Origin of the sequence: Streptomyces sp. WZ-12 (genome assembly GCF_028898845.1) — a bacterium.
Taxonomy (GTDB): Bacteria; Actinomycetota; Actinomycetes; order Streptomycetales; family Streptomycetaceae; genus Streptomyces.
Genome location: NZ_CP118574.1, coordinates 5,365,517 through 5,389,050 on the forward strand (window position 1 = coordinate 5,365,517; position 23,534 = coordinate 5,389,050).

Consider the following 23,534-nt stretch of genomic DNA (forward strand, 5'->3'; position numbering starts at 1 on the left):
GGGTCTCCGGGGCGTCGGTCAGAGCGAGTAGGGCAGGTAGCACAGCGCGGCGAGGGCGACGGCGCCCCAGCCGAGCAGCGCGGGCTTGCGGTACCAGGCGTCGTCGCCCTCGGCGGGCGGCTCTTCCAGGCCCGGTGCGGTCGTTCCCCAGACCAGCCCGGCCAGTTCGGCCGCCGGCTTGGGCTCGGTGAAGAGCGTGACGGCGACCATCACCACCGCGCCGGCGACGAAGCCGACGATCGCGGAGACGAAGTTGGCGCCCTGGTCGGTGGGGATGGCGATGATGCCCTGCTTGTAGATCCAGAAGTAGTTGACCATCGCGGCGGTGGTGCCGGCGAGCAGGCCCCAGACGCCGGACTTCATCGACGCCCGCTTCCAGAACATCCCGATGATGAAGACCACGAACATCGGCACGTTGAAGAAGGAGAACAGGGTCTGGAGGTACCCCATGATGTTGGAGAACGACGAGGCGATGAACGCGGTGCCGATCGAGGCCAGCACGCCGATCGCGGTGATCAGCCGGCCGAAGCGCAGGTAGTAGCCGTCGGGCCGGTCCCGCTTCACGTACTTGGCCCAGATGTCGTAGGTGAAGACGGTGTTGAAGGACGAGACGTTGGCGGCCATGCCGGCCATGAAGGCGGCCAGCAGGCCGGTGACGGCGATGCCCAGCACGCCGTTGGGCAGCAACTCCTGCATCAGGTAGGGGATCGCGTCGTTGTACTGCAGGCCGCCCGGGGCGCCGATCTTCGGCACGAGGACGGCGGCGACCAGGCCCGGGATCATCACCAGGAAGACGATGAACATCTTCGGGAACGCGGCGATGAGCGGGGTGCGTCGGGCCGCGGAGAGGTTCTTGGCGGACAGCGCGCGCTGCACCTCGGCGAAGTTGGTCGTCCAGTAGCCGAAGGAGAGCACGAAGCCGAGGCCGAGGACGATGGTCAGCCAGTTGGCGCCCAGCGGGTTGGCCTGGCCGATGCCCGTACCGCCCCAGGCCGTCAGGAAGTTGTGGCCGTGCGAGGCGGTGAGCGAGTGGGTCAGGCCGCCCCAGCCGCCGACCCGCTTGAGGCCGAGGACGGCCAGCGGGATGAGCGCGGCGAGGATCACGAAGAACTGGAGGACCTCGTTGTAGATCGCCGAGGAGAGCCCGCCGATGGTGATGTAGGCGAGGACGAAGAGCCCGGCGACGACGATGGCGACCCACTGCGGCCAGCCGAGCAGCGCCTCGACGACGATCGACAGCGCGTAGAGGTTGACGCCCGCGATCAGCACGGCGGCGAAGGCGAAGAGGACCGAGCTCAGCAGGTGCGCGGACCTGTCGAAGCGCTGGAGCAGGAACTCCGGTACCGAGCGGACCTTGGAGCGGTAGTAGAAGGGCATCATGACCAGGCCCAGGAAGACCATGGCCGGGATGGCGCCGATCCAGTACCAGTGGACGACCGCGACGCCGTACTGGGCGCCGGTCGCCGCCATCCCGAGGATCTCGGTGGCGCCGAGGTTGGCGGCGACGAAGGCGAGGCCGGTGACCCAGGCGGGCAGCGACCGTCCGGAGAGGAAGAAGTCCAGGCTCGTCTTCACGCTGCGCCGGGCCGCGAACCCGATGCCGAGGACGACGACGAAGTAGATGGCCAGGATCGTGTAGTCGAGCCCGTTGGTCGGGAGGCGTAGCCCTTCGGCCAGAGTGATCATGGGCCCTCTTCTCGGGAGTACAGCCTTTTCGGGAGCGCGGCGTTGTGTGCGGGGGTGCGCGCGAGGCGAACGCACAAGAACGTACGCACAGGCGACCGAAAACTGAATAGTTTTGTTTGATTCAGTTGTTGGATCATGGCTGAACAGTGTTGATTCTGCGGCGATTTGCCGGTTAAGGCCGTTCTGTCTGTCCGAGAAGGTGCCCGCGGTCCCGCGTTGACGGTGCTGTTGGGTTGTGCTTCATTGTGTTTGTTTCTGTTTGGGTGGTGTGGCCGCCATGATGAGGAGCTCCCGGTGAAGAAGACGACGACCCGGCTCGCGGACGGTCGGGAGCTGATCTACTACGACGCTTTTGACGCCACCGACCGCTCCGCCGTCGACCCCCGCCCGCTCGACCCGGTCGCCACCGCCTCCGAGATCCGCGCGGACCCGCTCCTCGGCGACGCCGTCGCCATCGCCTCGCACCGCCAGGGCCGCACCTACCACCCCCCGGCCGACGCCTGCCCGCTGTGCCCCTCCCGCGCCGGCCGGCACACCGAGATCCCCGCCGACTCCTACGACGTCGTCGTCTTCGAGAACCGCTTCCCCTCCCTGGCGGGCGACCACGGCCGCTGCGAGGTGGTCTGCTTCACCCCCGACCACGACGCCTCGTTCGCCGACCTCACCGAGGAACAGGCCGCCCTGGTCCTGGACGCCTGGACCGACCGCACCGCCGCCCTGTCCCAACTCCCCGGCGTGGCGCAGGTCTTCTGCTTCGAGAACCGCGGCGCCGAGATCGGCGTCACCCTCGGCCACCCGCACGGTCAGATCTACGCCTACCCCTTCACCACCCCCCGCACCGCCCGGATGCTCGACTCCCTCGCCGCCCACCGCGCGGCCACCGGCCGCAACCTCTTCGACGACGTCCTCGCCCGCGAACGCGCCGACGGCCGCCGCCTCGTCCTCGACGGCGAACACTGGGTGGCCTTCGTCCCCTACGCCGCCCACTGGCCCTATGAGGTGCACCTCTATCCCAAGCGCCGGGTCCCCGACCTGCTCGCCCTCGACGGGGCGGCCCGCACAGAATTCCCACAGATCTACCTGGAAGTCTTGCGCCGGTTCGACCGGATCTTCGGCCCGCAAGCGGACCCGACGCCGTACATCTCCGCCTGGCACCAGGCGCCCGTGCACGCCGCGGACCGCGATCAATTCGCCCTCCACCTAGAGCTTTTCACCATCCGCAGGACTCCCGGCAAGCTGAAGTTCCTCGCGGGTTCCGAGTCCGGCATGAACGTGTTCATCAACGACGTGCCGCCGGAAGCCGCGGCCGACCGACTGCGAGAGGTGGCGACCACGCCATGAGCAAGTACCTGGTGACCGGCGGGGCGGGCTATGTGGGAAGCGTGGTGACCCAGCACCTGCTGGAGGCCGGCCACGAGGTCACGGTCCTCGACAACCTCTCCACCGGCTTCCGCGCCGCCGTCCCCGACGGCGCCGCGTTCATCGAGGGCGACCTCCACGACGCCGCCCGCTACGTGGACGACTCCTACCGCGCCGTCCTGCACTTCGCCGCGTTCTCCCAGGTCGGCGAGTCCGTCGCCAAGCCCGAGAAGTACTGGCGGAACAACGTCGGCGGCAGCATGGCCCTGCTGGCCGCGATGCGCGACGCCGGCGTGCGCACCCTCGTCTTCTCCTCCACCGCCGCCACCTACGGCGAACCGGTCGGCACCCCGATCACCGAGACCGCCCCCACCGCCCCCACCTCCCCCTACGGCGCCAGCAAGCTGGCCGTCGACCACATGATCAGCGGCGAGGCCGCCGCCCACGGCCTGGCCGCCGTCTCGCTGCGCTACTTCAACGTCGCCGGCGCGTACGGCAGTTGCGGCGAGCGCCACGACCCGGAGTCGCACCTCATCCCGCTCGTCCTCCAGGTCGCCCAGGGCCGCCGCGAGGCGATCTCCGTCTACGGCGCGGACTACCCCACCCCCGACGGCACCTGCGTCCGCGACTACCTCCACGTCGCCGACCTCGCCGAGGCCCACCTCCTCGCCCTCGGAGCGGCCCTCCCGTCTCCCACCACCACCCCGGCAGGAGGCGCTTCGCGCCGCAGCATCGAACCCGGCGAACACCTGATCTGCAACCTCGGCAACGGCAACGGCTTCTCCGTCCGCGAGGTCATCGAGACCGCCCGCAAGGTCACCGGCCACCCGATCCCCGAGGTCACCGCCCCCCGCCGCCCCGGTGACCCCGCCGTCCTGGTCGCCTCCGCCCACACCGCCACCACTCGCCTCGGCTGGCACCCCACCCGCCCCGACCTCGCCCACATCGTGGCGGATGCCTGGGAGTTCGCCAACGCACACAGCCCGTACGGCACCCCCAGCCCGTCCGGCGTTTGAGGACGAGCCCGCCAGGGCGGTACCCGGCAGCACCCCAACGCCCCGCCCCCACACACCCGCACAAAGGACCCCGCGTGACAGACACGGCGCACAGCGCAGCCCACACCGCGGCGGTCTTCCGCCAGGAATACGGGGCGGCCCCCGCCGGGGTATGGGCCGCCCCCGGCCGCGTCAACCTCATCGGTGAACACACCGACTACAACGCCGGCTTCGTGATGCCCCTGGCTCTCCCGCACACCACCCTCGCCGCCGCCGCACCCCGCACCGACGGGCTGCTCCGGCTGACCTCCGACGGTGCCCTGGGCGGCACCGTCGAGCTGCGCCTGGACGACCTGCGCCGCACCCCGGACGCCGGCTGGGCCGCCTACCCCGCCGGCGTCGCCTGGGCGTTGCGGGAGGCGGGCCACCGGATCGGCGGCGCGGACCTGTACTTCACCAGCACCGTCCCGCTCGGCGCCGGACTCTCCTCCTCCGCCGCCCTCGAAGTCGCCACCGCCCTGGCCCTGGACGACCTCCACGGCCTGGGCCTGCCCCGCCCCGAACTGGCCTTGCTGGCCCAGCGCGCGGAGAACGCCTTCGTCGGCGTGCCCTGCGGAATCATGGACCAGACCGCCGCGGCCTGCTGCACCGCCGGCCACGCCCTCTTCCTCGACACCCGCGACCTCACCCACCGCCACGTCCCGTTCGATTCGGCGGCCGCGGGGCTGCGCCTCCTGGTCGTCGACACCCGCGTCCGGCACCAACTCGGCGACGGCGCATACGCCGAGCGGCGCGCCGGATGCGAACGGGGCGCGCGGGCGCTCGGAGTGCGCGCCCTGCGTGACGTCCCCGTCGCGCTTCTGCCCGAGGCCCTGGCGAAGCTGGCGGACGACCCGGTCGTGCGGGACCTGGTCCGGCACGTCGTCACCGAGAACGACCGCGTCGAGCAGGCCGTCGCCCACCTCGACGCCGGCCGCCCCCGCGCCATCGGCCCCGTCCTCACCGCCGGACACACCTCCCTCCGCGACGACTTCAAGGTCTCCTGCCCCGAACTCGATCTCGCCGTCGAGGTCGCCGACGCGGCCGGCGCGCTGGGCGCCCGGATGACCGGCGGCGGCTTCGGCGGCTCCGCGCTGGTCCTGGTCGAGGAGGCCGCCGCGGAGCCGGTCACCGAGGCGCTGCGCTCCGCGTTCGCGACCGCCGGCCACACCCCGCCGCGGATCTTCCCGGCCGTCCCCGGCGCCGGCGCCCGTCGCCTCACGCCCTGACCCCACCGGCCGGGCCGTGCGCCCCCGTTGCTCCCGCCACTTTCGTCAATCGCCTTCCGCTCCCGCACCCCGTCCGTACGCTGGCTTAGGCGTCGGCGGGGGGTCGGCGCGGATCAGGGGGCGGGACCGCGCGGGACCGCGTCCGGGGGCGGGCGGCCCGGGCCGCACGGCCGGGGGCGATCTTCAATCCGGGCGCCGTGCCCGCTATGGTCCGTTCACCGAGACAGGGGGTCTTGCGTGCAACGAATCCGGGTCCTGGTGGTGGACGACCACCGCATCTTCGCCGAATCCCTGGCGGCCGCCCTGGCCGCGGAAGTGGATGTGGACGTCGCCGCCGCGGGCAGTGCCCCGGCGGCGCTCCGCACACTCGAAAGGGCCGCCGCCGACGGCCGACGCTTCGACGTCCTGCTCGCCGACGCCGACCTCGCCGCGCCGCTGATGGCGGTGCCGCCCCAGGGCCCGGCCCGCGACGGCCCGCCCCGCGAGGGCCCGCCCCGCGGCCACCCGCTCGACGGCATCGCGCTCGTCTCCGGACTGCGCAACAGCCATCCGTACCTGCGCACCGTGGTCCTCGCCGACCGGGACGACCCGCGCCGGGCCGCCGCGGCCCTGCTGGCCGGCGCCTCCGGGTGGGTCGCCAAGGACTCCTCGCTCTCCCGGCTGCTCGCCGTCATCCGCGGGGTGCTGCGCGATGAGACGCATCTGCCGCCGGCGCTGCTCACCGGCGTGCTGCGGGAGTTGACCGCGGCCCGCAAACACCGCACCGAGAGCGAGCGGTTGGTGGAGTCGCTGACCCCGCGCGAACGCGAGGTGCTGCGCTGCATGGTCGCGGGCCTGGGGCGCAAGGCCGTCGCCGAACGGCTCTTCCTCTCCCCGCACACCGTCCGCACCCACATGCAGAACGTGCTCGGCAAGCTGGGTGTGCACTCCACCCTCGCCGCGGTCGCCCTGGCCCGCCGCGCCGGCGTCGGCCCCGCCGACCTCGAACCGGCCACGGCGGGACCGCTCACCATGCCCTAGATGAATGAGTCCGATGTCTTCAGTGGTCATAGGCGATCAGTGATCGCTTGGCTGGGGCGTTGGTGTTCCAGTTGTGCCAGATCGCCGTGGCCAGGGCGAGGAGTCGTTGGCCGGTGCGGGCGAAGACACCAGCGGGTGTCCGGCCTCCGTGTTGTTCGAGGCTGAGCTGGCCTTTGAGGGTGTCGAATACCGCCTCGATCCACTGGCGGACGTGGGCCAGGCGTCCATGCCGGACAGGCTCGTTCTTCAGGTCCGGCCGCACCAGATGGACGCCCAGGCGCTCTTCGAGGAACGCCTCGAACTCCCGCCCGGCGAAGCCCTTGTCCGCAAGAATCACTTGACCGGAGCGCATGAGGTGGTGGTCGCGTTCCAGCAGCGCGGTCATCACCTGGCGTTCGCCGAGTTTGGGGTTGGCCAGGCACCAGGACACCGGCATGCCCTCGGCTGTGGTCAGCAGGTAGAGCCGCAATCCCCAGAAGAAGCGAGAATGGCTCGCGCAGTAGCCGTATCCGGCGTGCCCTGCCAGGTCGGAGCGTTTGACTGTCTCGCGGGAGGCGGCGCACGGCAGTGGTGTGGAGTCGATCAGCCGCAGGTTGTCGTGCCAGGTGGGCACCTGCCTGGCCAGTGCCTGGATCACGGCCGAGATCAGTGGGCCGGCGGCGTTCAGGCGCTTGTTGTAGGCGGATTGCTGGGGCAGGTAGCGAAAGAGGTGTCCCAGTCGGGCGTGTACGAAGCGGATCCATTGCCGGGCCGAGGGAAAGCCCAGTAGGACCTGGGCGACGGCCAGGCACAGCAGTTCGGCGTCTGTCAGTTTCGGGGGTCGCCCGATCCGGCGACGAGGGGCCACATGGTCATCGATGAACACGTACAGTGCAGCCAGAAGGGCGTCCAGGTTTGTCGTCACACACGAGCCAACGGGCGCCCTTCGCCATGGTCGCGGCCAGCACAAACATCGGACTCATTCATCTAGGGGCCCCGGGCGGGTCACGCCACCGCGTCGTCCCCGTCGCCGTCCCGTCCCGGCCCGGTCAGCACCGCCACCCCCCGGGCGGCCAGCGCCACCCGCGTCACCGCCGCCGCCCGGGGCTCCCGCGCGTCCACCAGCGGCTCCGGCAGCGCCACGTGAACCGCCCGGCTCCCGTGGTTGAGCAGGAACAGGTACCGGCCGCCGGCGCCCTCCCGCACCGCCGCCTGCACCCCCGCCGGCAGCCCGGGCAGCACCGGCACCACCCCGGCGGCCGCCCGCACCCCGTCCAACAGGGCCCGCAGCAGCGCCGGTTCCAGCCGGGTGCCCACGTACCACGCCTCGCCCCGGCCGTACGCGTGCCGGGTCACCGCCGGCCCGCCGGCCAGCTCGCCGTCGACGAAACGTGCCACCGCCGTCGCCCCCTCCAGCACGATCTCCTCGGACCACAGGTCCGCCCGCCCGGCCAGCGCCCCGTCGCCGACCGCCACCGACCGCCCCTCGGCCAGCGGCCAGAACTCCGCCACCCGCAGCCCCAACACCTCGCGCAGCACCGCCGGATAGGCCCCCGGGTGCACCCGGTCGCAGGCGTCGACGATGCCCGAGAAGAACGACACCACCAGCCGCCCGCCGTCCCGCACGTACGCCGTCAGCCGCGCCGCGTCCCGGGCGGTCAGCAGGTAGAGGTTCGGCACCACCACCATCGGGTAGTCGGCGAGCTCCGCCTGCGGCGGCACCACGTCGCACGCCACCCCCGCCTCGAAGAGCGGCCGGTAGTGGTCCAGCGCGATCCGCGCGTGGTCCAGCGCGGTGGACGGCCGGGAGTCCAGCTCCAGCGCCCACCAGCTCTGCCAGTCCGCCAGCAGCGCCACCGACGCCCGCGACCTGGTCCCCTCGATCCCCGGCACCGCCGCCAACTCCCGGCCCAGCTCGCACACTTCCCGGAAGATCCGGGTCTGGGGGCCGCCGTGCGGCACCATCGCCGAGTGGAACTTCTCCGCCCCGCCGCGCGACTGCCGCCACTGGAAGAACAGCACCGCGTCCGCGCCCTGCGCCACCGCCTGCCAGCTCCACAGCCGCATCGCCCCGGGCGGCTTCGGCCCGTTCCGCGGCCGCCAGTTGACCGCCCCCGGCGCCTGCTCCAACAGCAGCCACGGCTGCCCGCCCCGCGCCGAGCGCATCAGGTCGAAGACATAGGCCGCGCGGACGTGGTCGTCCGCCGCGTGCGGGTCCTGGTAGAAGTCCAGCGCCATCACGTCCATCGACGGCGCCCAGCCGAACGCGTCCACCGGCTTGTGCTGCGGCATCAGGTTCGTCGTCACCGGCACCCCCGGCGTCACCCGGGTGAGCACCTCCCGCTCGGTCAGGTAGCACTCCCGCAGCGCCTGATCGCTGAACCGCAGGTAGTCCAGTTGCTGCGCCGGGTTGGGGAAGGTCGGCGCGGCCCGCGGCGGCAGCACCTCAGCGAAGTCCCCGTAGCCCTGCGACCAGAACGCCGTCGACCAGGCGTCGTTGAGCGCCGCCACGCTCCCGTAGCGCTCCCGCAGCCACCGCCGGAAGTCCTCCGCGGACACGTCGCAGTAGCACTGCCGGGTGTGGCACCCGTACTCGTTGCCCACGTGCCACATCGCCAGCGCCGGATGGCCCGCGTACCGGGCCGCCAACTCCTCCACCAGCCGCACCGCGTACGCCCGGTAGACGGGGCTGGAGGGGCAGTAGTGCTGCCGCGCGCCCGGCCAGCGCCGCCGCCCCTGTGCGTCCTGCGGCAGGACCTCCGGGTGCGCGTGGCTCAGCCACGGCGGCGGCGACGCGGTCATGGTCGCCAGGCACACCCCGATCCCGGCGCCGGCCAGCCCGTCCAGCACCCGGTCGAACCACGCGAAGTCCCATGCCCCCGGCCGCGGTTCGACCCTGGCCCAGGAGAAGATGCCGACCGTGACCATGGTGACGCCGGCCGCCTTCATCAGCGCCAGGTCCTCGGCCCACACCTCCTCGGGCCACTGCTCGGGGTTGTAGTCGCCGCCGAATCGGATGCCCATCGGACCCCCTGGTCGCCTGTGGGATTCCGGCGCCGCGCACCGCCACGGGCGCCGCTCCCAAGGGTCTGCCTCACGAGGAGTCCTTGTACACGCTCCACCCGCCGTCGACCACCAGACTCGCCCCGGTGACGAACGACGCCTCACCGGACAGCAGGAACGCGATGGCCGCCGCGACCTCCTCGGGCCGCCCCAGCCGCCCGGCCGCCGTCTGTGCCGCGCTGGCCCGCCGCCGCTCCTCGTCGATGCCGTCCCACGCGGCGGTCTCCACCGGCCCCGGCAGCACGCAGTTGACCCGCACCGCCGGCCCGTACTCCACCGCCAACTGCCGCCCGAGCCCGGTCAGTCCGGCCTTCGACGCCGCGTAGGCCGGCCGGCCCGGCAGCCCCACCAGCGCGTGCACCGACGACGTGAGCACCACCGCGCCCCCGCGCGCCCGCAGATCCTCCAATGCGGCCCGCACGCCCAGAAACGCCCCGGTCAGGTTCACCGCCAACTGCCGGTCCCACTCCGCCGGCGAGGTCCGGTCGGCCGGCGCCACATGCGGCAGATACGCGTTGGAGACCAGCCCGTCCACCGGCCCGTACCGGGTGCGCGCCGCCTCGACCGCGCGCCGCCAGTCGTCCTCGACGGCCACGTCGCAGTGCGCGTACGAGGCCCGGCCGCCGGCCGCCCGGATCCGTCTCGCGGTGCGCTCCCCGCGGGCGTCGTCGATGTCCAGCAGCAGCACCGCGGCGCCCTCGACCGCCAGCCGGTGCGCGGTCGCCGCTCCGATGCCGCCGGCGGCGCCGGTGACCAGCACCGTCCGCCGAACGAACCGTCGCCCCACGGTCTCCTGGTGGCTCATCCCGCGATCCAAGCCCACCCCACGGCTACCAGGCAAGAGGACCCTGGGGGTCGACCCCGGTCCTAAACCGGCACGTTGTCAAACGGTCCGGTCAACCGACGCAGAAGACCGGCCAATTCCTGACGTTGCTGTCGTGACAGTTCGGCCAAGATTGCGCGCTCCTGTGTGAGCAGCCCGGCCAGCGACTCATCGGCCTTGTCTCGACCCTTGGCCGTGAGCCTGACCAGCACTCCTCGCCGGTCGCTGGGGTCCGGCAGCCGCTCGACCAGTTCCTTCTTGGCGAGCCGGTCGATGCGGTTGGTCATCGTGCCGGAGGTGACCAGTGTCTGGGTCAAGAGGGCGCCGGGGGAGAGTTGGTACGGGGCGCCGGCGCGTCGCAGCGCGGTGAGCACATCGAATTCCCAGGGCTCCAACCCGACCTCGGCGAACGCGAGACGGCGGGCCCGGTCGAGGTGTCTGGCCAGCCTGGAGACGCGGCTGAGCACCTCAAGCGGCTCCACGTCGAGGTCCGGGCGCTCGCGGCGCCATGCTGCGACCAGTCGATCGACCTCGTCCTCCATGGCGATCAGTGTAAAGGGTCTGTCGATGTTAAGTCTCTTGACATCAAGCATCTCGATGTGAAGATATATTTCCGTGGACGATTGGGCATCGTGGGCCCGAGTGCCAGAGATGGCCAGAACTCGACCGCCCACCGATAGGAACGCTCCACAACTAAAACCGTGCCCGGCCCTGCACCAGCAAAGGGGTTATCGAACATGCACGACGCACCAACGTGGGACCCACAGCAGTACCTCCACCACTCCGGACATCGCACCCGCCCCTTCCACGACCTGATCGCCCGGATACCACAACTCCCGCGCCCCGACCGCCCCGCCCGCATCGCCGACCTCGGCTGCGGCCCCGGCAACGTCACCGTCCAACTCGCCGACCGCTGGCCCGACGCCCACATCACCGGCTTCGACAACTCCCCGGACATGCTCAAGGAGGCCGAGACCTACGCGGGCCCGACCCCCGGCGGCGGCCACCTCGACTTCGCCACCGCCGACGCCACCGACTGGATCCCCGAAGAGCCCTACGACCTGATCGTCTCCAACGCGGCCCTGCAATGGGTCCCCAACCACCCCGAATCCTTCGCCCGTTGGATCGACGCGCTCACCCCCGGCGGCACCTTCGCCTTCCAAGTCCCCGGCAACTTCACCTCGCCCAGTCACGCCCTCCTCGGCGAACTGTGTGACTCCCCCCAGTGGCGCGACCGCCTCACCAGTCACGGCCGCCGCTTCGTCCACATCCTCGACCCCGCCGACTACCTCACCCGCCTCACCGACCTGGGCTGCACCGTCGACGCCTGGGAGACCACCTACGTCCAACTCCTCCAGGGCGACGACCCGGTCCTCGACTGGGTCAAGGGCACGGCCCTCCGCCCCGTCCTCACCGCCCTGGAGAACGACCCGGAGGCCCGCGAGGTCTTCCTCACCCAATACCGCGACGCACTCCGCCGCGCCTACCCCACCGGCCCGCACGGCACGGTCTTCCCGTTCCGCCGCATCTTCGCGGTGGCCCGGAAGCCCGCCGGCCGATAGCTCCGCATGAGCACCGGCCTCGACCACATCCAGCTCGCCGCCGGCCTGGGGAGGCAGGAGAAGGCTGCTGGTTCGAGGCCGGCGCGGATTCGCGCCGATCCGCGCGGAGCACGTCCGACGTCGCGGCGCGGCGACGTCCCCGTTCCGCCGAACCCGACGACGAGGGCTGCTCGCCGTAGCGGCGGAGAGAACCACCGACCACCCGCACCCGGCAACGCGCCCGCGTAGCCGCCGAGATCACCCACGACGACAGGACGCGACCGCGTGGCCGACCCCCACCCACCGAAGAGTGGGCGAGGCCACCTCCGCCACACAACAGGGGCGGCCAACACCGCGGGGCGACCACCACACACCCCCGCCGCCGCGGCGCGTGACCACCAACCCACCGGCCCGGGCGGAAGGCCCAACCACCGCAACCACAACGCGGGAAGCCCCCTGCCCGCGGGACGGGCGCTAACTCTTCCGATGCCCTATCAACCGAGGCCGAGCCTCCAGATTCCCCAACCCGTGCCACGCCAGATTCACCAAGTGCGCCGCCACCTCCGCCTTCTTCGGCTTACGGGTGTCGACCCACCACTGCCCCGTCAACGCCACCATCCCCACCAGCGCCTGCGCATACAGCGGCGCCAGCTTCGGATCGAAGCCCCGGGCCTTGAACTCCAGGCCCAGGATGTCCTCGACCTGCGTGGCGATATCGCTGATCAGCGACGCGAAGGTGCCCGTCGACTGCGCGACCGGCGAGTCCCGCACCAGGATCCGGAAGCCGTCCGTGAACGTCTCGATGTAGTCGAGCAGCGCGAACGCCGCCTGCTCCAGGAGCTCGCGCGGGTGACCGGCGGTCAGCGCGCCGGTCACCATGTCCAGGAGCTGCCGCATCTCGCGGTCCACGACCACCGCGTACAGCCCCTCCTTGCCGCCGAAGTGCTCGTAGACCACCGGCTTGGAGACCCCGGCCTTCGCCGCGATCTCCTCCACCGACGTGCCCTCGTAGCCGCGCTCGGCGAACAGCGTGCGGCCGATGTCCAGCAACTGCTCACGGCGCTCCGCACCGGTCATCCGCACCCGGCGGGCCCGCCGGGTGCCCGAGGACGAGGGTGCGGAGCCCCCCGAGGACTTCCTCTTACTGCCGTTGTTCGCGCTGCTGTCGATCGCCACCCGTCAATCATGCCCCCAGCGGGGCCTTCCCCTCGCCCCGGGCGCCGTCCTTGCGCCGGCCGTCGATCCGGGCCGCGCTCGGCCACCGCACGTCATACGCCCACCCCGCCCGCTCGAACCAGCGGATCAGCCGGGCACTGGAATCCACCTGGCCCCTCAGGACCCCGTGCCGGGCACTGGTCGGATCGGCGTGGTGCAGGTTGTGCCAGGACTCCCCGCACGACAGCACCGCCAGCCACCACACGTTGCCGGACCGGTCACGGGACTTGAACGGCCGCTTGCCGACCGCGTGACAGATGGAGTTGATCGACCACGTCACGTGGTGCAGCAGCGCCACCCGCACCAGCGAGCCCCAGAAGAACGCCGTCACCGCGCCCTGCCACGACCACGTCACCAGCCCGCCCACCAGCGGCGGCGTCAGCAGCGACACCACCGTCCACAGCACGAACTGGCGGGAGACCAGACGGATCGCCGGGTCCTTGACCAGATCCGGCGCGTACTTGTGCTGCGGCGTCTGCTCCTCGTCGAACATCCAGCCGATGTGCGCCCACCACAGGCCCTTCAGCAGGGCCGGCACCGTCTCGCCGTAGCGCCACGGCGAGTGCGGATCGCCCTCCGCGTCGGAGAACTTGTGGTGCTTGCGGTGATCGGCGACCCAGCGGACCAGCGGCCCCTCCACCGCCAGCGACCCCATGATCGCCAGCGCGATCCGCAGCGGACGCTTCGCCTTGAACGCGCCGTGCGTGAAGTACCGGTGGTAGCCGATGGTGATGCCGTGGCAACCGATGAAGTACATCGCCACCAACAGGCCGAGGTCCAACCAACTCACGCCCCAGCCCCAGGCCAGCGGCACCGCCGCGACCAGGGCCAGGAACGGCACCGCGATGAACAACAGCAGGGTGATCTGTTCCAGGGATCTGCGCTGCTCACCGCCGAGCGTCGCGGACGGCACGGCGGAGGCGGCAGAGGAACCGGCGGGCGCGTCAAGCGGCATCGGCGACTCTTCCACGGCTTTGGGACCAGCGGTCATGTGGTGTCCCTCGTCGGGGGCTCGGGGGCTCGGGGGCACGGCTACGGCCCTACGGGACCGTAACCTACGGTCTCGTAAGTATGGCAGTGACACCACCCCGGGCAAGGCCGTGACAGGCCCCGCCCCGCCGCCCGCGCCCGATGCCCACCCTGCGGACGGTGTGATCCCGGGCAAGGGGGAGAGACCTATCCTGGGGACGTCGGACAGCGCGGTCCGCACCCCGCACAGACGTGCTCAATGACTGCACCATCCCCGCAAGGAGCCGCATCCGTGAGCAGTGCCGACCACACCCCCGCCGAGTCCGCCGCCCCCAAGGCCACCCCCTCCACCGGCGACAACGGCGCCCTGCGCGCCGACATCCGCCGCCTCGGCGACCTCCTCGGCGAGACCCTCGTCCGGCAGGAGGGCCAGGAACTCCTCGACCTCGTCGAACAGGTCCGCGCCCTGACCCGCACCGACGGTGAGGCCGCCGCCCGGCTCCTCGGCGAGACCGACCTGGCCACCGCCGCCAAGCTCGTCCGCGCCTTCTCCACCTACTTCCACCTCGCCAACGTCACCGAGCAGGTCCACCGCGGCCGCGAACTGCGCGCCAGGCGCGCCGCCGAGGGCGGCATCCTGGCCCGCACCGCCGACATGCTCAAGGACGCCGACCCCGAGCACCTGCGCGAGACCGCCGCCAACCTCGGCGTCCGCCCGGTCTTCACCGCCCACCCCACCGAGGCCGCCCGCCGCTCCGTCCTCACCAAGCTCCGCAAGATCGCCGAGCTGCTGGACCGCACCGACGCCGTCGACCGCCGCCGCACCGACCTCCGCCTCGCCGAGAGCATCGACCTCATCTGGCAGACCGACGAACTCCGCGTCGCCCGGCCCGAACCCACCGACGAGGCCCGCAACGCCATCTACTACCTCGACGAACTCGGCCGCGGCGCGGTCGGCGACGTCCTGGAGGACCTCGCCGCCGAACTGGAGCGCGCCGGCACCGAACTCCCCGCCGGCACCCGCCCGTTGACCTTCGGCACCTGGATCGGCGGCGACCGCGACGGCAACCCCAACGTCACCCCCCAGGTCACCTGGGACGTCCTGATCCTCCAGCACGAACACGGCATCACCGACGCCCTGGAACACATCGACGAGCTCCGCGGCGCCCTCTCCAACTCCATCCGCAACTGCGGCGCCACCGACGAACTCCTCACCTCGCTCCAGCGGGACCTCGACCTCCTCCCCGAGATCAGCCCCCGCTACAAGCGCCTCAACAGCGAAGAGCCCTACCGCCTCAAGGCGACCTGCATCCGCCAGAAGCTCCTCAACACCCGCGACCGCCTCGCCGCCGACACCCCCCACGTCCCCGGCCACGACTACCTCGGCACCAGCGAACTCCTCGACGACCTCACCCTCATCCAGACCTCGCTGCGCGCCCACCGCGGCGGCCTGATCGCCGACGGCCGACTGGAGCGCACCCTGCGCACCATCGGCGCCTTCGGCCTCCAGCTCGCCACCATGGACGTCCGCGAGCACGCCGACGCCCACCACCACGCCCTCGGCCAGCTCTTCGACCGCCTCGGCGAGGAATCCTGGCGCTACGTCGACATGCCCCGCGACTACCGCCGCAAGCTGCTGGCCAAGGAACTCCGCTCCCGCCGCCCCCTCGCCCCCAGCCCCGCGCCCCTGGACGAGGCCGGCGCCAAGACCCTCGGCGTCTTCCGCACCATCCGCAAGGCCAAGCAGACCTTCGGCCCCGAGGTCATCGAGTCCTACATCATCTCCATGTGCCAGGGCTCCGACGACGTCTTCGCCGCCGCCGTCCTCGCCCGCGAGGCCGGCCTCATCGACCTGCACGCCGGCTGGGCCAAGGTCGGCATCGTCCCCCTCCTGGAGACCACCGACGAGCTGAAGATCGCCGACCAGCTCCTCGACGACATGCTCTCCGACCCCTCCTACCGCCGCCTCGTCGCCCTCCGCGGCGACGTCCAGGAGGTCATGCTCGGCTACTCCGACTCCTCCAAGTTCGGCGGCATCACCACCAGCCAGTGGGAGATCCACCGCGCCCAGCGCCTGCTGCGCGACGTCGCCCACCGCCACGGCGTCCGCCTGCGCCTCTTCCACGGCCGCGGCGGCACCGTCGGCCGCGGCGGCGGCCCCTCCCACGACGCGATCCTCGCCCAGCCCTACGGCACCCTCGAAGGCGAGATCAAGGTCACCGAACAGGGCGAGGTCATCTCCGACAAGTACCTCGTCCCGTCACTGGCCCGCGAAAACCTGGAGCTGACGGTCGCCGCCACCCTCCAGGCATCCGCCCTGCACACCGCACCCCGCCAGTCCGACGAGGCCCTCGCCCGCTGGGACGCCGCCATGGACACCGTCTCCGACGCCGCCCACCACGCCTACCGCCACCTCGTCGAGGACCCCGACCTCCCCGCCTACTTCTTCGCCTCCACCCCCGTCGACCAGCTCGCCGACCTCCACCTCGGCTCCCGCCCCTCCCGCCGCCCCGACTCCGGCGCCGGACTCGACGGCCTCCGCGCCATCCCCTGGGTCTTCGGCTGGACCCAGTCCCGCCAGATCGTCCCCGGCTGGTACGGCGTCGGCACCGGCCTCAAGGCCGCCCGCGAAGCCGGCCTCGGCAGCGTCCTCGACGAGATGCACGAACACTGGCACTTCTTCCGCAACTTCCTCTCCAACGTCGAGATGACGCTGGCCAAGACCGACCTGCGGATCGCCCAGCACTACGTCGACACCCTCGTCCCCGACGACCTCAAGCACGTCTTCGACACCCTCAAGGCCGAGCACGAGCTCACCGTCGCCGAGGTCCTCCGCATCACCGGCGAGGACGAACTCCTCGACGCGAGCCCCGTGTTGAAGCAGACCTTCCACGTCCGCGACGCCTACCTCGACCCCATCTCCTACCTCCAGGTCTCCCTCCTCAAGCGACAGCGCGACGCCGCCACCGCCGGCCAGGAACCCGACCCCCTCCTCTCCCGCGCCCTCCTCCTCACCGTCAACGGCGTCGCCGCCGGCCTCCGCAACACCGGCTGACCCCGACCCCCCGACACGACGACGGGCCCGTCCGGAGCAACCGCTCCGGACGGGCCCGCCGCCTTCCCCCGCGCACCGCCTACGAGTTGTACGTCGACTGCGCCCGCTCCAGCCCCTCGATGACCAGCGCCTCCACGGCATCCGCCGCCCGGTCCACGAAGTAGTCCAGCTCCTTGCGCTCCGCCGACGAGAAGTCCTTCAGCACGAAATCCGCCACCGGCATCCGCCCCGGCGGCCGCCCGATCCCGAACCGCACCCGGTGGTACTCCGCCCCCGACGACTTCGTGATCGACTTCAGCCCGTTGTGCCCGTTGTCGCCGCCCCCCAGCTTCAACCGCAACGCGCCGAAATCGATGTCCAACTCGTCGTGCACCGCCACGATGTTGGCCACCGGCACCTTGTAGAAGTCCCGCAACGCCGTCGTCGGTCCGCCCGACAGATTCATGAACGACGACGGCTTCGCCACCACCACCCGACGGCTCAACGGACCCGGCGGACCGATCCGTCCCTCCACCACCTGAGCCCGCGCCTTGTGCGCCTTGAACCGGCCACCCATCCGCTCCGCCAGCAGATCGGCCACCATGAAGCCCACGTTGTGGCGGTTGCCCGCGTACTCCGGGCCCGGATTGCCCAGCCCCACGATGAGCCAGGGGCTCGCCGCATCCGTCATGTCCACGTCTCCTCAAAAACGACCCAACCGCCGCCCGGCGCCGGACGGCGCCGCGACAGCGGTTGGGAAGAAAACTACCGCGCGAGGGCTCAGCCCTCCTCGCCCTCGCCCTCAGCCTCGGCCGGAGCCTCCGCCTGCGCCGCGACGACCTGCAGCACCGCGGCGTCCTCCTCGACCGCCAGCGTCACACCGGCCGGCAGCGCGATGTCCTTGGCCAGCACCGTGTGACCGGCGTCCAGACCCGCGATGGAGACGGTGACCGACTCCGGGATGTGCGTCGCCTCGGCCTCGACCGGCAGCGTGTTCAGCAGGTGCTCCAGCAGGTTGCCACCCGGCGCCAGCTCACCCTCGGTCTGGATCGGCAGCTCGACGGCGACCTTCTCGCCCTTCTTCACCGCGAGGAAGTCCACGTGCACCAGGAAGCGACGGATCGCCTCACGCTGCACCGCCTTCGGGATCACCAGCTCGCTCTCGGCGCCCATCTCCAGACGGATCAGCGCGTTCGGCGTCTTCAGCGCCATCATCAGCGAGTGGCTGTCGAGCGCCACGTGCTTCGGCTCCGCGCCGTGCCCGTAGATGACAGCCGGAACCTTCTCCTCGCGACGCAGACGACGCGCCGCGCCCTTGCCGAACTCGTCCCGGGACTCAGCGGTGAGCTTGATCTCAGCCATGCCAGCACTCCTCGTATCTCAAAGAAACCTCTGCGGGGCGTCACCCGGCCCACGACAGACCAGCTACGAAGAGCGCGTCGATAACGGAGCACCACCGCAAAAGGGCGGCCTCCCTCGCCGAGCAACCCCAAGAGTCTACCCGGCCAGAAAGGCCGCCCAAAGTCGATCTAGCCGGCCACCGCCGACCACCGACCCAACGCGACGAAACTCACTGCTCGTCGAAGAGGCTCGTCACCGAACCGTCCTCGAACACCTCACGGATCGCCCGCGCGACCGTCGGCGCCATCGACAGCACCGTGATCTTGTCCAGCTCCAACTCCGAAGGCGTCGGCAGCGTGTTCGTGAACACGAACTCGCTCACCTTCGAGTTCTTCAGCCGGTCCGCCGCCGGACCCGACAGCACGCCGTGCGTCGCCGTCACGATCACGTCCGCCGCACCATTGGCGAACAGCGCCTCGGCCGCCGCGCAGATCGTGCCACCGGTGTCGATCATGTCGTCGACCAGGACACACACCCGGCCCTTCACGTCACCGACGACCTCGTGGACCGTGACCTGATTCGCCACGTCCTTGTCCCGGCGCTTGTGCACGATCGCCAGCGGCGCACCCAGCCGGTCACACCAGCGGTCCGCCACCCGCACCCGACCCGCGTCCGGCGAGACCACCGTCAGCTTGTCCCGGTCCACCTTCGCGCCCACGTAGTCCGCCAGCACCGGCAGCGCGAACAGATGGTCCACCGGGCCGTCGAAGAAGCCCATGATCTGGTCCGTGTGCAGATCCACCGTGACGATGCGGTCCGCGCCCGCCGTCTTCATCAGGTCCGCGATCAGCCGCGCCGAAATCGGCTCACGCCCACGGTGCTTCTTGTCCTGCCGCGCATACCCGTAGAACGGCACGACCACGGTGATGCTCCGGGCCGAGGCCCGCTTCAACGCATCGATCATGATCAACTGTTCCATGATCCACTTGTTGATCGGAGCCGTGTGGCTCTGAATCAAAAAGCAGTCCGCACCGCGCGCCGACTCCTGATAACGGACATAGATCTCACCGTTGGCGAAATCGAAAGCCTTCGTCGGGACCAGGCCCACACCCAGCTGGTGCGCGACCTCCTCAGCAAGCTCGGGGTGGGCGCGGCCGGAGAAGAGCATCAGCTTCTTCTCGCCGGTCGTCTTGATCCCGGTCACAGCACATCTCCTTGCATCACGGTTTGCGTGCGCTCATCACGGTACGCCCCGCACGGCATACCCGTCGGCACAGTCACCGCTCACCCTCGGACGCCACGTCAGAACCCTGACCCGACTCCGAATCGCGAGCGGACGAAGCGGCCTGCGCGGCGGCGCTCCCGGGCCGCTTGCGCGCGACCCAACCCTCGATGTTCCGCTGCTGGCCGCGCGCGACCGCCAACGAACCCGGGGGCACATCCTTGGTAATGACCGAACCGGCCGCGGTGTACGCGCCGTCCCCGATCGTCACGGGCGCCACGAACATGTTGTCCGAGCCCGTCTTGCAGTGCGACCCCACCGTCGTGTGGTGCTTCGCCTCGCCGTCGTAGTTCACGAACACGCTCGCCGCACCGATGTTGGTGTACTCACCGATCGTCGCATCCCCGACGTACGACAGATGCGGCACCTTCGTGCCCTCACCGATCTGCGCGTTCTTCATCTCGACGAACGTCCCGGCCTTCGCCTTCACGCTCAGCTGCGTCCCCGGCCGCAAGTACGCGTACGGACCCACCGAAGCCTCCGGCCCGACCTGCGCGCCCTCCGCCACCGTGAACGCCACCGACGCCCCCGCACCCACGACCGTGTCCGTCAGCCGCGACTGCGGACCCACCTCGGAACCCGACGCCAGATGCGTCGAACCCAACAACTGCGTCCCCGGCTGCACCGTCGCGTCCTGCTCGAACGTCACCGACACGTCCACCCACGTCGACGCCGGGTCCACCACCGTCACGCCGGCGAGCATCGCCCGCTCCAGCAGCCGCGCGTTGAGCAGCCGCCGCGCCTCCGCCAACTGCACCCGGTTGTTGATCCCCAGGATCTCCCGGTGGTCCGCCGCCACCGCGGCCCCCACCCGGTGCCCGGCCGACCGCAGGATCCCCAGCACATCCGTGAGGTACTCCTCACCCTGGCTGTTGTCCGTGCGCACCTTGCCCAGCGCCTCCACCAACAGCCGCGCGTCGAACGCGAACACCCCGGAGTTGATCTCCCGGATCTCCCGCTGCGCCTCGCTGGCGTCCTTGTGCTCGACGATCTCGGTGACCGCGCCGGACGTCCCGTCCCGCACGATCCGCCCGTAGCCCGTCGCGTCCGGCACCTCGGCCGACAGCACCGTCACGGCGTTCTTGTCCGCCGTGTGCGTCTCGCTCAGCTTGGCCAGCGTCTCGCCGGTCAGCAGCGGGGTGTCACCGCACACCACGACGACCGTGCCGTCGAGCGTGATGCCGTCCCCGCTCAGCTCCTCCAGCGCCGTGCGCACGGCGTGGCCAGTGCCGTTCTGCTCGTGCTGCACGGCGGTACGGGCGGCGGGATCGATCGCGGCGAGGTGCTCGCGCACCTGCTCGCGGGCGTGGCCGACGACCACGACGAGGTGCTCGGGGTCCAGCTCACGGGAGGCGGCCACGACATGGCCGACGAGGGATCGGCCGCAGATCGCGTGCAGGACCTTGGGGGTCGTCGACTTCATGCGGGTTCCCTCACCCGCTGCGAGAACGACGACGGCGGCCGGGCGGTTGGCGCTCACGGGATGCCCTTCGGCTTCTTGGCTTCTTCGGGTGGTGGACACCCGAAGGATACCGGGGCGTATTGCGGGGGAAACGAGCGCGGGTCCTGACCCAATGGTCAGGACCCGTGAAGTGCTGTGCTCCCCTGCCAGGACTCGAACCTGGAACAAATCATCCAAAGTGACCCGTGTTGCCAATTACACCACAGGGGAATGTAAAGCAAGCCAAACCGGACATCCCGTCAGGCTGCCCGCTTGGCACCCAACACTATGCCGTACCACCAGCCTTCGATGCGACGGTATGGGTCAGCGCTTTGCCGCACGCGGATCACCAGGCAGCCGTGGTGGCCCGCTTCCGTGTTCGTGCGGACGGTCTTCGGAGGGTGCTTCTTGATCGTGGTTTTCTGGAGCGCGACGACGTCGACGCCCACGAGATCGGCCCGGTAGCGCTCGGCGGCGACCACGTCCGCAGTGACGTGAATCATCACGCGATAACGCAGACGCTCCGGTTCGACGCCGAGCAGTCGCAACCAGGCCGGGAAGACCTTGATCACGCCCGGGTCGCTGTTGACGAGGGCGAGGTGGTCCCGCGGGCCTATGGCTTGTCCTTCGTGCCCTCGGCCCAGTACAACGCTGCGCCGGCGAAGAGCGGTTCCCGGTCCGACGGGGCGCCGACCTCGGCCTCCGCCGTGCCCTTGGTGCGCCGGCGTTCCTCGTCGCGCACGGCCAACTCGTGGTCCCGGCGTTTCCGGCCGGCGGTCCGGGCCGGTGTCGTTGTTGTGGAGGTGCGGCCGGTCGCGGATCCGGCGGCGGCGGAGGGTGACGGCGTGCGGGCGTGAGGCTTCGTCGTCGGGGTGGGGGCGGTCGTGGGTCATGGGGTCAGGTTGGTGGGGGTGAGGGGTGCGGAGGGGCGAAAGTGCGAGCGATTTAACAGTTCGAGCGATAACTGGCCGTAGTGGTGGGTAACGGGCCGGTCAGTGTGCTGGGTCGGGGCCCCGGGAAGCGGGGTCGGCGCCCGTACGCTGGTCGGTATGACCGCAACGGGGGCAAGTGAGAGCGTGGCCGCGCGAGGGACGCCTGGGGGCGGTCCTTGGTGGTGGGCGCGGCGTCGCAGCGCGGTGTTGGACGTGGTGCTGGCGGTGTTGTCGACGGCGGAGTGCGCGGCGGAGGGGGTGCCGTTCGCGCACACGGCGGGGGTGCCGGTGGCGGTGGGGGTGCTGCTGGGGCTGGTGGCCGGGCCGGTGCTGTTGGTGCGCCGGCGGTGGCCGGTCGTGGTGGTGCTGGTGTCGATCGCCGTGATGCCCGCGGAGATGGGTGTGCTGCTGGGCGTGGTGGGGCTCTACACGTTGGCGGCGTCGGATGTGCCGCGGCGGATCATCGGGTTGTTGGCCGGGATGACGGTCGCGGGCACGGTGCTGACGACGTTCCTCAGCATGCGGCAGGACGTGGCGACGGAGCCGGCCTTCCATCCGCCGGTGTGGTTCGTGGCGCTGATGGCGCTGACGGTGGGGCTGGTGCTGTCGGCTCCGCCGGTGTTGTGGGGGTTGTACGTCGGTGCCCGGCGGCGGTTGGTGGAGAGCCTGCGGGAGCGGGCGGACGGTTTGGAGCGGGAGCTGTCGCTGCTGGCGGAGCGGGCCGAGGAGCGGGCGGAGTGGGCCCGTAACGAGGAGCGGACGCGGATCGCGCGGGAGATGCACGACGTGGTGGCGCACCGGGTGAGTCTGATGGTGGTGCATGCGGCGGCGTTGCAGGCGGTGGCGTTGAAGGATCCGGAGAAGGCGTCGCGGAACGCCGCTTTGGTGGGGGACATGGGGCGGCAGGCGTTGACGGAGTTGCGGGAGATGTTGGGGGTGCTGCGGACCGCGGAGGGTTCGGCGGTGCTCGGGTCGGGGGGTTCGGACGAGCCGGAGCGGTTGGCTGCGGTGGCGTCGCGGGTGTCGCAGCAGGCGGCCGGGGGTGCGGCGGCGTCGGCGGCGGCCGGTGGGTCGGCGGGTGGTGCGGAGCCGGAGGGGGACGGTCCGTGGCTGTCGGAGTTGGGGGAGTTGGTGGAGCAGTCCCGGGCGGCAGGGATGGCGGTGGAGTTCGCGGTGCAGGGAGCCGTGGACGGCGACGGCGACGGGGGTGCGGGGGAGGCGGCCGTGGCGGGTGCCGGTGGGCCCCGGTATGCGGCGCGGGTGGAGCAGACCGTGTATCGGGTGGTGCAGGAGGCGTTGACGAACGTGCACAAGCATGCGCCGGGTGCGCGGGCGCGGGTGCGGTTGGCGCATCGGGTCGGCGAGGTGGCGGTGCAGGTGGAGAACGGGCCGTCGGAGCGGGGGGCGACGGACGCGGGTCTGCCGAGCGGCGGGAACGGTCTGGTGGGGATGCGGGAGCGGGTGTCGGCGCTGGGTGGTGTGTTCGTGTCCGGGCCGACGGAGGCGGGGGGTTTCCGGGTGTCGGCGGTGGTGCCGTCGGCGGCGTCGGCGGCGCAGGCGGTCTGAGGCGCGGGGCGGTTGCCCGT

General features: G+C 71.1%; 20 protein-coding genes and 1 tRNA gene. 7 read left to right on the forward strand and 14 right to left on the reverse strand.

The window, feature by feature from the left end; genetic code table 11:
* Window positions 1–18: 18 nt before the first annotated feature.
* Window positions 19–1,686, reverse strand: coding sequence for a sodium:solute symporter family protein (locus tag PV796_RS23310; RefSeq protein ID WP_274915298.1), 1,668 nt, complete (start codon window positions 1,684–1,686; stop codon window positions 19–21).
* Between the two features lie 294 nt (window positions 1,687–1,980).
* Here PV796_RS23310 and galT point away from each other — a divergent pair, with 294 nt between their 5' ends.
* The 4 genes from galT to PV796_RS23330 all read left to right on the forward strand — a co-directional run bounded on the left by galT (window position 1,981) and on the right by PV796_RS23330 (window position 6,328).
* Window positions 1,981–3,027, forward strand: coding sequence for a galactose-1-phosphate uridylyltransferase (gene galT, locus PV796_RS23315; protein ID WP_274915299.1), 1,047 nt, complete (start codon window positions 1,981–1,983; stop codon window positions 3,025–3,027).
* A complete protein-coding gene (galE, locus tag PV796_RS23320) occupies window positions 3,024–4,061 on the forward strand; it encodes a UDP-glucose 4-epimerase GalE (protein WP_274915300.1) in 1,038 nt (345 codons plus the stop codon). The genes galT and galE overlap by 4 nt, the downstream gene beginning before the upstream one ends.
* A 74-nt stretch (window positions 4,062–4,135) precedes the next feature.
* Entirely contained in the window at window positions 4,136–5,308 is a 1,173-nt protein-coding gene (gene galK, locus PV796_RS23325) for a galactokinase (RefSeq protein ID WP_274915302.1), read from the forward strand.
* A 237-nt stretch (window positions 5,309–5,545) separates the two neighbouring features.
* Window positions 5,546–6,328, forward strand: coding sequence for a response regulator transcription factor (locus tag PV796_RS23330; protein WP_274915303.1), 783 nt, complete (start codon window positions 5,546–5,548; stop codon window positions 6,326–6,328).
* A 19-nt stretch (window positions 6,329–6,347) separates the two neighbouring features.
* Here the strand turns inward: PV796_RS23330 and PV796_RS23335 are convergent, their stop codons facing one another.
* The 4 genes from PV796_RS23335 to PV796_RS23350 all read right to left on the reverse strand — a co-directional run bounded on the left by PV796_RS23335 (window position 6,348) and on the right by PV796_RS23350 (window position 10,735).
* Window positions 6,348–7,232: an IS982 family transposase gene (locus PV796_RS23335; RefSeq protein WP_274910934.1), complete on the reverse strand. Its 885-nt coding sequence runs from the start codon at window positions 7,230–7,232 to the stop codon at window positions 6,348–6,350.
* 80 nt (window positions 7,233–7,312) lie between these two features.
* Window positions 7,313–9,331: a beta-galactosidase gene (locus PV796_RS23340; RefSeq protein ID WP_274915304.1), complete on the reverse strand. Its 2,019-nt coding sequence runs from the start codon at window positions 9,329–9,331 to the stop codon at window positions 7,313–7,315.
* Between the two features lie 70 nt (window positions 9,332–9,401).
* A complete protein-coding gene (locus PV796_RS23345; protein ID WP_274915305.1) occupies window positions 9,402–10,175 on the reverse strand; it encodes an SDR family NAD(P)-dependent oxidoreductase in 774 nt (257 codons plus the stop codon).
* A gap of 62 nt (window positions 10,176–10,237) precedes the next feature.
* The gene (locus PV796_RS23350) at window positions 10,238–10,735 is read right to left on the reverse strand and encodes a MarR family winged helix-turn-helix transcriptional regulator (protein WP_274915306.1); all 498 of its coding nucleotides are present in this window, start codon (window positions 10,733–10,735) and stop codon (window positions 10,238–10,240) included.
* 195 nt (window positions 10,736–10,930) lie between these two features.
* Here PV796_RS23350 and PV796_RS23355 point away from each other — a divergent pair, with 195 nt between their 5' ends.
* Complete coding sequence (locus PV796_RS23355; protein ID WP_274915307.1) at window positions 10,931–11,755, forward strand: trans-aconitate 2-methyltransferase; 825 nt, start codon at window positions 10,931–10,933, stop codon at window positions 11,753–11,755.
* 453 nt (window positions 11,756–12,208) lie between these two features.
* Here PV796_RS23355 and PV796_RS23360 read toward each other — a convergent pair whose 3' ends face one another.
* On the reverse strand, window positions 12,209–12,910 hold the full coding sequence (locus tag PV796_RS23360) for a TetR family transcriptional regulator (RefSeq protein WP_376566166.1): 702 nt from the start codon (window positions 12,908–12,910) through the stop codon (window positions 12,209–12,211).
* A 7-nt stretch (window positions 12,911–12,917) separates the two neighbouring features.
* Window positions 12,918–13,904: an acyl-CoA desaturase gene (locus tag PV796_RS23365; RefSeq protein ID WP_274915308.1), complete on the reverse strand. Its 987-nt coding sequence runs from the start codon at window positions 13,902–13,904 to the stop codon at window positions 12,918–12,920.
* Between the two features lie 306 nt (window positions 13,905–14,210).
* Here PV796_RS23365 and ppc point away from each other — a divergent pair, with 306 nt between their 5' ends.
* The gene (gene ppc, locus PV796_RS23370; protein WP_274915309.1) at window positions 14,211–16,973 is read left to right on the forward strand and encodes a phosphoenolpyruvate carboxylase; all 2,763 of its coding nucleotides are present in this window, start codon (window positions 14,211–14,213) and stop codon (window positions 16,971–16,973) included.
* 79 nt (window positions 16,974–17,052) lie between these two features.
* On the opposite strand, the gene pth is transcribed toward ppc, so the two are convergent.
* The 7 genes from pth to PV796_RS42425 all read right to left on the reverse strand — a co-directional run bounded on the left by pth (window position 17,053) and on the right by PV796_RS42425 (window position 21,758).
* On the reverse strand, window positions 17,053–17,643 hold the full coding sequence (gene pth, locus PV796_RS23375; RefSeq protein ID WP_274915310.1) for an aminoacyl-tRNA hydrolase: 591 nt from the start codon (window positions 17,641–17,643) through the stop codon (window positions 17,053–17,055).
* Window positions 17,644–17,732: 89 nt separating this feature from the next.
* Window positions 17,733–18,314, reverse strand: coding sequence for a 50S ribosomal protein L25/general stress protein Ctc (locus tag PV796_RS23380; RefSeq protein WP_274915311.1), 582 nt, complete (start codon window positions 18,312–18,314; stop codon window positions 17,733–17,735).
* Window positions 18,315–18,522: 208 nt separating this feature from the next.
* Window positions 18,523–19,497: a ribose-phosphate diphosphokinase gene (locus tag PV796_RS23385; RefSeq protein WP_274915312.1), complete on the reverse strand. Its 975-nt coding sequence runs from the start codon at window positions 19,495–19,497 to the stop codon at window positions 18,523–18,525.
* 73 nt (window positions 19,498–19,570) lie between these two features.
* Window positions 19,571–21,055 carry a bifunctional UDP-N-acetylglucosamine diphosphorylase/glucosamine-1-phosphate N-acetyltransferase GlmU gene (gene glmU / locus PV796_RS23390; protein ID WP_274915313.1) on the reverse strand — a complete coding sequence of 495 codons (1,485 nt, stop codon included), beginning with the start codon at window positions 21,053–21,055 and terminating at the stop codon, window positions 19,571–19,573.
* 120 nt (window positions 21,056–21,175) lie between these two features.
* Window positions 21,176–21,247 (reverse strand) — tRNA-Gln (locus PV796_RS23395).
* A 29-nt stretch (window positions 21,248–21,276) separates the two neighbouring features.
* Complete coding sequence (locus PV796_RS42420) at window positions 21,277–21,588, reverse strand: hypothetical protein (RefSeq protein ID WP_446750618.1); 312 nt, start codon at window positions 21,586–21,588, stop codon at window positions 21,277–21,279.
* A 41-nt stretch (window positions 21,589–21,629) separates the two neighbouring features.
* Window positions 21,630–21,758 (reverse strand): hypothetical protein, encoded by a 129-nt coding sequence (locus PV796_RS42425; protein ID WP_446750619.1) that lies wholly within the window; start codon window positions 21,756–21,758, stop codon window positions 21,630–21,632.
* Between the two features lie 307 nt (window positions 21,759–22,065).
* Between PV796_RS42425 and PV796_RS23405 the strand changes: the two genes are divergently transcribed.
* Window positions 22,066–23,514 carry a sensor histidine kinase gene (locus PV796_RS23405; RefSeq protein ID WP_274915314.1) on the forward strand — a complete coding sequence of 483 codons (1,449 nt, stop codon included), beginning with the start codon at window positions 22,066–22,068 and terminating at the stop codon, window positions 23,512–23,514.
* Window positions 23,515–23,534: the final 20 nt, after the last annotated feature.